We start from the raw sequence: 8,669 nt of genomic DNA on the forward strand, positions 1-8,669 counted from the left end.
ACCATGGCAATTCGTAAACGTTTTATCGCAGGCGCAAAATGTCCGTCCTGCCAGGCGCAGGATACGCTGGCGATGTGGCGCGAAAATAATATCGATATTGTTGAGTGTGTTAAGTGCGGTCATCAGATGCGGGAAGCCGATAAAGAGGCGCGCGAGCACGTTCGCAAAGAAGAGCAAGTGATCGGGATTTTTCATCCGGACTAGCGATATGGCGCAGCTTTTTTTAAGCTAGAGGGTACACGGGTGCAGAATTCCGCTACAATCTGCGCCACTATTCTTTCCATGCTCAGGAGATATCATGAAAGTAGCAAAGGACCTGGTGGTCAGCCTGGCCTATCAGGTACGTACAGAAGACGGTGTGTTGGTTGATGAGTCTCCGGTGAGTGCACCGCTGGACTACCTGCATGGTCACGGTTCCCTGATTTCTGGCCTGGAAACAGCGCTGGACGGTCATGAAGTTGGCGACAAATTCGATGTTGCTGTTGGCGCAAACGACGCATACGGTCAGTACGACGAAAACCTGGTGCAGCGCGTTCCTAAAGACGTCTTCATGGGCGTTGACGAACTGCAGGTTGGCATGCGTTTCCTGGCTGAAACTGACCAGGGTCCAGTACCGGTAGAAATTACCGAAGTGGAAGACGACCACGTTGTGGTTGACGGTAACCACATGCTGGCTGGCCAGAACCTGAAATTCAACGTAGAAGTTGTCGCTATCCGCGAAGCGACCGAAGAAGAACTGGCTCACGGCCACGTTCACGGTGCGCACGGTCACGACCACGATCATGACCACGGTCATGACGGTTGCTGCGGTGGTCACGGTCACGACCATGGTCACGAGCACGGTGGCGAAGGCTGCTGCGGCGGTGGCGGTAAAGGTAACGGCGGCGGTTGCGGTTGCCACTAATCGTTATACGGCATAAAAAAAAAGCGGGAATATCCCGCTTTTTTTATGTCTCAATAATGTGGCGGCGGGGTCTCTTCAGACTGCGACGCGATGTGGGACGGCTGCGTTGCCTTGAGCTTCTCCGTCAATAAACGCAGATGGTCGCGGAGTTTTGCCATTTCCAGTTCATGCGCGGTCACCGTCACGTTGAGCTCTTCAATGGTTATCTCCTGAAATGCCAGGCGACTTTCCAGTTCAGCCAGGCGAGTTTCCATTGTTGTATCCTGCATGATTCACCTCTTTCTTTTTTCTCCGGCAGATCGCGGACTGCGGCGAATTCTACTTAACTTTGCCTGTTTGCACAGCACTCAATCTTCGGTCACGAAACTAATTTAAACAAAAAGAGTCTGAAAAGTGGTGATAATAGGGCGTGCCCGTATGTTGATTTGTTCTGCAACGCTTTATAGTACATTTTTATGTTAGCTAACCTTGGGGTGAGATGCCCCGGCCCTGGAGATATGGATGAAATCACTGTTTAAAGTAACGCTGCTGGCGACCACAATGGCTGTTGCTCTGCATGCCCCGATCACCTTCGCTGCTGACGCTGCGAAACCAGCCGCTACTGCTGACAGCAAAGCAGCATTCAAGAATGACGACCAAAAAGCCGCTTACGCGCTGGGCGCGTCCCTGGGTCGTTATATGGAAAACTCTCTGAAAGAGCAGGAAAAACTGGGCATCAAACTGGATAAAGATCAGCTGATCGCTGGCGTTCAGGATGCGTTTGCAGACAAGAGCAAACTGTCTGACCAGGAAATCGAACAAACTCTGCAGGCGTTTGAAGCACGCGTGAAGAGCTCCGCTCAGGCGAAAATGGAAAAAGACGCGGCTGACAATGAAGCCAAAGGTAAAGTTTACCGCGAGAAATTTGCTAAAGAGAAGGGCGTTAAAACCTCTTCTACTGGCCTGGTCTATAAAGTAGAGAAAGAAGGTACCGGCGCTGCACCGAAAGATAGCGATACCGTGGTAGTCAACTACAAAGGTACGCTGATTGATGGTAAAGAGTTTGATAACTCTTATACCCGCGGTGAGCCGCTCTCTTTCCGTCTTGACGGTGTTATCCCTGGCTGGACCGAAGGCCTGAAAAACATCAAGAAAGGCGGCAAAATCCAGCTGGTTATCCCGCCGGATTTGGCTTACGGCAAAACCGGCGTACCGGGCATTCCGGCTAACTCTACGCTGGTCTTTGATGTTGAACTGTTAGACATCAAACCGGCACCGAAAGCCGATGCGCAGCCAGATGCTGCACCGGCAGCTAAAGCTGCGGACAGCAGCAAAAAGTAAGTAACCAGATACCGCCGCCCACAGGGCGGCGGTTTTTTATTATCGACAGGATATAATTAATACTGGAAAGCGCCTTGTGCGCTGTATTACTTTAGATGCCCCTATAATAGTGATGAGCCTGCCCTGACAACATAACGACAGGCTCCTGAAAAGGAGTGCTTTTTTTCATGTCCAGGTCGCTTTTAACCAACGAAACCAGTGAGCTAGATTTACTGGATCAACGTCCTTTCGATCAAACCGATTTCGATATCCTCAAATCCTACGAAGCGGTTGTGGACGGGTTGGCGATGCTCATTGGTTCCCATTGTGAAATCGTATTGCACTCTTTGCAGGATTTGAAATGCTCGGCCATCCGCATTGCTAACGGTGAACACACGGGCCGCAAAATTGGCTCGCCGATTACTGACCTTGCGTTGCGTATGCTGCATGATATGACGGGTGCGGATAGCAGCGTGTCGAAGTGTTACTTCACACGTGCGAAAAGCGGTGTCTTGATGAAGTCGGTGACGATTGCCATTCGCAACCGTGAGCATCGCGTGATTGGTCTGCTGTGCATCAACATGAACCTTGATGTTCCATTCTCGCAGATAATGAATACCTTTATCCCACCGGAAACCCCGGAAGTGGGTTCTGCCGTTAACTTCGCTTCTTCGGTGGAAGACCTGGTTACCCAAACGTTGGAATTCACGATTGAAGAAGTGAATGCCGATCGAAATGTTTCCAACAATGCCAAGAATCGCCAGATTGTCCTGAATCTGTATGAGAAAGGTATCTTCGATATTAAAGATGCCATTAACCAGGTCGCCGATCGGCTGAACATCTCCAAGCACACGGTTTACCTCTATATTCGTCAGTTCAAAAGCGGCGATTTCCAGGGGCAAGACAAGTAATGCGTTTTGCCATTATGGTGACGGGGCCAGCTTATGGCACGCAGCAGGCGAGCAGCGCGTTGCAATTTGCTCATGCGTTACTCAAAGAAGGGCATGAGCTCTGCAGCGTCTTTTTCTATCGTGAAGGTGTGTATAACGCCAACTTCCTGACTTCACCTGCCAGTGATGAATATGATCTGGTGCGGGCCTGGCAACAGCTGAACCAGCAGCACGGCGTGACGCTGAATATCTGCGTAGCTGCGGCGCTGCGTCGCGGCGTCGTTGATGAAACAGAAGCGAAGCGACTGGGACTGGCAGGGGCTAATTTACAATCAGGTTTTAACCTCAGCGGGCTGGGTTCGCTGGCTGAGGCATCCCTGACCTGCGATCGCGTGGTGCAGTTTTAATGAAACGTGTTGCTTTTGTCTTTTCTACCGTGCCGCATGGCAGTTCGTCTGGCCGCGAAGGGTTAGATGCCTTACTGGCGACATCGGCGTTAACGGAAGACCTCGGCGTATTTTTTATCGGCGATGGCGTTTTTCAAATCCTCCAGGGACAACAGCCGGATGTCGTGCTGGCTCGCGACTATATCGCAACCTTCAAGCTGTTAGGGTTGTACGATATCGATCAATGTTGGCTTTGTGCCGCCTCGTTACGCGAGCGGGGCCTCCAGCAGGGGGGTAATTTTGTGGTCGATGCGACAGCGTTAGAACCGGAAGATTTACGCCGTGAGCTAGGCAACTATGACGTCATTTTAAGGTTTTGAGATACTCATGCTGCACACATTACATCGTTCCGCGTGGCTTACCGATTTCTCCTCTCTTCTTCGCCTGATTGATAAAGACGATGAACTTTTATTGCTTCAGGATGGCGTGACCGCGGCAATAGAAGGAAGCCGTTTCCTTGAAAGTCTGCAAAATGCCTCCATTAAGGTCTATGTACTGGAAGAAGACATTAAAGCTCGCGGCTTAGGTGGTCAAATTTCAGACAGTGTCGTCAGGGTTAGCTATACTGACTTCGTCAGACTTACGGTGAAGCATCCCAGCCAGATGTCCTGGTAATTGTGGGATCGTTGTATATTTCTTGACACCTTTTCGACACCGACCTAAAATTCTGCGTCCTCATATTGTATGAGGTCGTTTTATTACGTGTTTACGAAGCGAAAGCTACAACCAGGAGCTATTTAATGGCAACAGTTAACCAGCTGGTACGCAAACCACGCGCACGCAAAGTTGCAAAGAGCAACGTGCCTGCACTGGAAGCATGCCCGCAGAAACGTGGCGTATGTACTCGTGTATATACTACCACTCCTAAAAAACCAAACTCCGCACTGCGTAAAGTATGCCGTGTGCGTTTGACTAACGGTTTTGAAGTGACTTCCTACATCGGTGGTGAAGGTCACAACCTGCAGGAGCACTCCGTGATCCTGATCCGTGGCGGTCGTGTAAAAGACCTCCCGGGTGTTCGTTACCACACCGTTCGCGGTGCGCTTGACTGCTCCGGCGTTAAAGACCGTAAGCAATCACGCTCCAAGTATGGCGTGAAACGTCCTAAGGCTTAATGGTTCTCCGTTAAGTAAGGCCAAACGTTTTATATTAATGTCAAACTAAACTCGTAGAGTTTTGGACAATCCTGAATTAACAACGGAGTATTCCCATGCCACGTCGTCGCGTCATTGGTCAGCGTAAAATTCTGCCGGATCCTAAGTTCGGATCAGAGCTGCTGGCTAAATTTGTAAATATCCTGATGGTAGATGGTAAAAAATCTACTGCAGAAACCATCGTATACAGCGCGCTGGAGACCCTGGCTCAGCGTTCTGGTAAAGATGGCCTGGAAGCTTTTGAAGTAGCCCTTGAAAACGTGCGTCCGACTGTCGAAGTTAAGTCTCGCCGCGTTGGTGGTTCTACTTATCAGGTTCCAGTTGAAGTCCGTCCGGTTCGCCGTAATGCCCTGGCAATGCGTTGGATCGTTGAAGCTGCTCGTAAACGCGGTGATAAATCCATGGCTCTGCGCCTGGCGAACGAACTTTCTGATGCTGCAGAAAACAAAGGTACTGCAGTTAAGAAACGTGAAGACGTTCACCGTATGGCAGAAGCCAACAAGGCGTTCGCACACTACCGTTGGTAATCCCTTCGGAGTTTTAGTCACCTGGCGGGCGCTTCTAGTAAGCAGCCCGCTTTGGGCTACTTAAATTGAACGCCTAAAAGATAAACGAGGAATCAAATGGCTCGTACAACACCCATCGCGCGCTACCGTAATATCGGTATCAGTGCGCACATCGACGCCGGTAAAACCACTACTACCGAACGTATTCTGTTCTACACCGGTGTAAACCATAAAATCGGTGAAGTTCATGACGGCGCAGCCACCATGGACTGGATGGAACAGGAGCAGGAGCGTGGTATTACTATCACCTCCGCAGCGACTACTGCATTCTGGTCTGGTATGGCTAAGCAGTATGAACCGCATCGCGTAAACATCATCGACACCCCGGGGCACGTTGACTTCACTATCGAAGTAGAACGTTCCATGCGTGTGCTTGATGGTGCAGTAATGGTTTACTGCGCAGTTGGTGGTGTTCAGCCTCAGTCTGAAACCGTATGGCGTCAGGCAAACAAATATAAAGTTCCACGCATTGCGTTCGTTAACAAAATGGACCGTATGGGTGCGAACTTCCTGAAAGTTGTTGGTCAGATCAAAACCCGTCTGGGCGCGAACCCTGTTCCGCTGCAGTTGGCGATTGGCGCTGAAGAAGCGTTCACCGGTGTTGTTGACCTGGTGAAAATGAAAGCCATCAACTGGAACGAAGAAGATGCAGGCGTAACCTTCACTTATGAAGATATCCCGGCTGACATGCAGGAACTGGCTGAAGAATGGCACCAGAACCTGATCGAGTCCGCTGCGGAAGCTTCAGAAGAGCTGATGGAGAAATACCTGGGTGGTGAAGAACTGACTGAAGAAGAGATCAAAAAAGCTCTGCGTCAGCGCGTTCTGAACAACGAAATCATCCTGGTAACCTGTGGTTCTGCGTTCAAGAACAAAGGTGTTCAGGCGATGCTGGATGCGGTAATTGATTACCTGCCATCCCCAGTCGACGTACCTGCGATCAACGGTATTCTGGACGACGGTAAAGATACTCCGGCTGAGCGTCATGCTAGCGATGAAGAGCCGTTTGCTGCTCTGGCATTCAAAATCGCTACCGACCCGTTCGTGGGTAACCTGACCTTCTTCCGCGTGTACTCTGGTGTGGTTAACTCCGGTGACACCATCCTGAACTCAGTGAAAACTGCACGCGAGCGTTTTGGCCGTATCGTACAGATGCACGCTAACAAACGTGAAGAGATCAAAGAAGTTCGCGCGGGCGATATCGCTGCTGCTATCGGTCTGAAAGACGTGACCACTGGTGACACTCTGTGTGACCCGGATCACCCGATCATTCTGGAGCGTATGGAATTCCCTGAGCCGGTAATCTCCATCGCGGTAGAACCGAAAACCAAAGCTGACCAGGAAAAAATGGGTCTGGCTCTGGGCCGTCTGGCTAAAGAAGACCCGTCATTCCGCGTTTGGACTGACGAAGAATCTAACCAGACCATTATCGCCGGTATGGGTGAGCTGCACCTCGACATCATCGTTGACCGTATGAAGCGTGAATTCAACGTTGAAGCGAACGTCGGTAAACCTCAGGTTGCTTACCGTGAAGCGATTCGCGCGAAAGTTACCGATATCGAAGGTAAACACGCTAAGCAGTCTGGTGGTCGCGGTCAGTACGGTCATGTTGTTATCGACATGTACCCGCTGGAGCCGGGTTCAAACCCGAAAGGCTACGAGTTCATCAACGACATCAAAGGTGGTGTAATTCCTGGCGAATACATCCCGGCCGTTGATAAAGGCATCCAGGAACAGCTGAAATCTGGCCCGCTGGCTGGTTACCCGGTTGTTGATCTGGGCGTGCGTCTGCACTTCGGTTCTTACCATGACGTTGACTCCTCTGAGCTGGCGTTTAAACTGGCCGCTTCTATCGCCTTCAAAGATGGCTTTAAGAAAGCGAAACCAGTTCTGCTTGAGCCTATCATGAAGGTTGAAGTAGAGACTCCGGAAGAGAACACCGGTGACGTAATCGGTGACTTGAGCCGCCGTCGTGGTATGCTTCGTGGTCAGGAATCCAACGTCACTGGCGTTGTTATCCATGCTGAAGTTCCGCTGTCTGAAATGTTCGGATATGCAACCCAGCTGCGTTCTCTGACCAAAGGCCGTGCTTCTTACTCCATGGAGTTCCTGAAGTACGACGATGCGCCGAACAACGTTGCTCAGGCCGTTATTGAAGCCCGTGGTAAATAAGCCACAGGATTAAAACCTAAGTCCCGTGCTCTCTCCCCAGGGGAGAGCACTATAGTAAGGAATATAGCCGTGTCTAAAGAAAAATTTGAACGTACAAAACCGCACGTTAACGTCGGCACCATCGGCCACGTTGACCACGGTAAAACTACCCTGACCGCTGCAATCACCACCGTACTGGCTAAAACCTACGGCGGTGCTGCTCGTGCATTCGACCAGATCGATAACGCGCCGGAAGAAAAAGCTCGTGGTATCACCATCAACACCTCTCACGTTGAATATGACACCCCGACTCGCCACTACGCACACGTAGACTGCCCGGGCCACGCCGACTATGTTAAAAACATGATCACCGGTGCTGCGCAGATGGACGGCGCGATCCTGGTTGTTGCTGCGACTGACGGCCCGATGCCGCAGACTCGTGAGCACATCCTGCTGGGTCGTCAGGTAGGCGTTCCGTACATCATCGTGTTCCTGAACAAATGCGACATGGTTGATGACGAAGAGCTGCTGGAACTGGTAGAAATGGAAGTTCGTGAACTTCTGTCTCAGTACGATTTCCCGGGCGACGACACTCCGATCGTTCGTGGTTCTGCTCTGAAAGCGCTGGAAGGCGAAGCAGAGTGGGAAGCGAAAATCATCGAACTGGCTGGCTTCCTGGATTCTTACATCCCGGAACCAGAGCGTGCGATTGACAAGCCGTTCCTGCTGCCTATCGAAGACGTATTCTCCATCTCCGGTCGTGGTACCGTTGTTACCGGTCGTGTAGAACGCGGTATCATCAAAGTTGGTGAAGAAGTTGAAATCGTTGGTATCAAAGAGACTGCTAAGTCTACCTGTACTGGCGTTGAAATGTTCCGCAAACTGCTGGACGAAGGCCGTGCTGGTGAGAACGTTGGTGTTCTGCTGCGTGGTATCAAACGTGAAGAAATCGAACGTGGTCAGGTCCTGGCTAAGCCGGGCTCTATCAAGCCGCACACCAAGTTCGAATCTGAAGTGTACATTCTGTCCAAAGATGAAGGCGGCCGTCATACTCCGTTCTTCAAAGGCTACCGTCCGCAGTTCTACTTCCGTACTACTGACGTGACTGGTACCATCGAACTGCCGGAAGGCGTTGAGATGGTAATGCCGGGCGACAACATCAAAATGGTTGTTACCCTGATCCACCCAATCGCGATGGACGACGGTCTGCGTTTCGCAATCCGTGAAGGCGGCCGTACTGTTGGTGCGGGCGTTGTTGC

12 protein-coding genes are annotated in these 8,669 nt (G+C 51.0%); 11 read left to right on the forward strand and 1 reads right to left on the reverse strand.

What is annotated here, in order from left to right; translation table 11 throughout:
- The first annotated feature begins 3 nt into the window (after positions 1-3).
- Positions 4-204: a YheV family putative zinc ribbon protein gene (locus OGW44_RS08470; RefSeq protein WP_016154768.1), complete on the forward strand. Its 201-nt coding sequence runs from the start codon at positions 4-6 to the stop codon at positions 202-204.
- 94 nt (positions 205-298) lie between these two features.
- Positions 299-904: a peptidylprolyl isomerase gene (gene slyD / locus OGW44_RS08475; RefSeq protein WP_003023634.1), complete on the forward strand. Its 606-nt coding sequence runs from the start codon at positions 299-301 to the stop codon at positions 902-904.
- Between the two features lie 50 nt (positions 905-954).
- Here slyD and OGW44_RS08480 read toward each other — a convergent pair whose 3' ends face one another.
- Positions 955-1,173, reverse strand: a complete 219-nt coding sequence (locus tag OGW44_RS08480; protein ID WP_003023639.1) for a protein SlyX — start codon at positions 1,171-1,173, stop codon at positions 955-957.
- 232 nt (positions 1,174-1,405) lie between these two features.
- Between OGW44_RS08480 and fkpA the strand changes: the two genes are divergently transcribed.
- The 9 genes from fkpA to tuf all read left to right on the forward strand — a co-directional run.
- Positions 1,406-2,224 (forward strand): FKBP-type peptidyl-prolyl cis-trans isomerase, encoded by an 819-nt coding sequence (gene fkpA / locus OGW44_RS08485; protein ID WP_016154767.1) that lies wholly within the window; start codon positions 1,406-1,408, stop codon positions 2,222-2,224.
- A 167-nt stretch (positions 2,225-2,391) separates the two neighbouring features.
- Positions 2,392-3,114, forward strand: coding sequence for a helix-turn-helix transcriptional regulator (locus tag OGW44_RS08490; protein WP_003023643.1), 723 nt, complete (start codon positions 2,392-2,394; stop codon positions 3,112-3,114).
- On the forward strand, positions 3,114-3,500 hold the full coding sequence (gene tusD, locus OGW44_RS08495; protein ID WP_016154766.1) for a sulfurtransferase complex subunit TusD: 387 nt from the start codon (positions 3,114-3,116) through the stop codon (positions 3,498-3,500). The genes OGW44_RS08490 and tusD overlap by 1 nt, the downstream gene beginning before the upstream one ends.
- Positions 3,500-3,859, forward strand: coding sequence for a sulfurtransferase complex subunit TusC (gene tusC, locus OGW44_RS08500; RefSeq protein ID WP_047415984.1), 360 nt, complete (start codon positions 3,500-3,502; stop codon positions 3,857-3,859). The genes tusD and tusC overlap by 1 nt, the downstream gene beginning before the upstream one ends.
- 7 nt (positions 3,860-3,866) lie before the next feature.
- Complete coding sequence (tusB, locus tag OGW44_RS08505; RefSeq protein WP_016157620.1) at positions 3,867-4,154, forward strand: sulfurtransferase complex subunit TusB; 288 nt, start codon at positions 3,867-3,869, stop codon at positions 4,152-4,154.
- Between the two features lie 125 nt (positions 4,155-4,279).
- Positions 4,280-4,654 carry a 30S ribosomal protein S12 gene (gene rpsL / locus OGW44_RS08510; RefSeq protein WP_003023654.1) on the forward strand — a complete coding sequence of 125 codons (375 nt, stop codon included), beginning with the start codon at positions 4,280-4,282 and terminating at the stop codon, positions 4,652-4,654.
- A 95-nt stretch (positions 4,655-4,749) separates the two neighbouring features.
- Positions 4,750-5,220 carry a 30S ribosomal protein S7 gene (rpsG, locus tag OGW44_RS08515; RefSeq protein ID WP_016154763.1) on the forward strand — a complete coding sequence of 157 codons (471 nt, stop codon included), beginning with the start codon at positions 4,750-4,752 and terminating at the stop codon, positions 5,218-5,220.
- A gap of 96 nt (positions 5,221-5,316) precedes the next feature.
- Positions 5,317-7,431: an elongation factor G gene (fusA, locus tag OGW44_RS08520; RefSeq protein ID WP_016154762.1), complete on the forward strand. Its 2,115-nt coding sequence runs from the start codon at positions 5,317-5,319 to the stop codon at positions 7,429-7,431.
- A 69-nt stretch (positions 7,432-7,500) separates the two neighbouring features.
- The coding region (tuf, locus tag OGW44_RS08525; protein ID WP_049014834.1) for an elongation factor Tu at positions 7,501-8,669 on the forward strand (1,169 nt) is incomplete at its 3' end.

Origin of the sequence: Citrobacter sp. Cb023 (assembly GCF_030336805.1) — a bacterium.
GTDB classification, from domain to species: Bacteria; Pseudomonadota; Gammaproteobacteria; order Enterobacterales; family Enterobacteriaceae; genus Citrobacter; species Citrobacter braakii.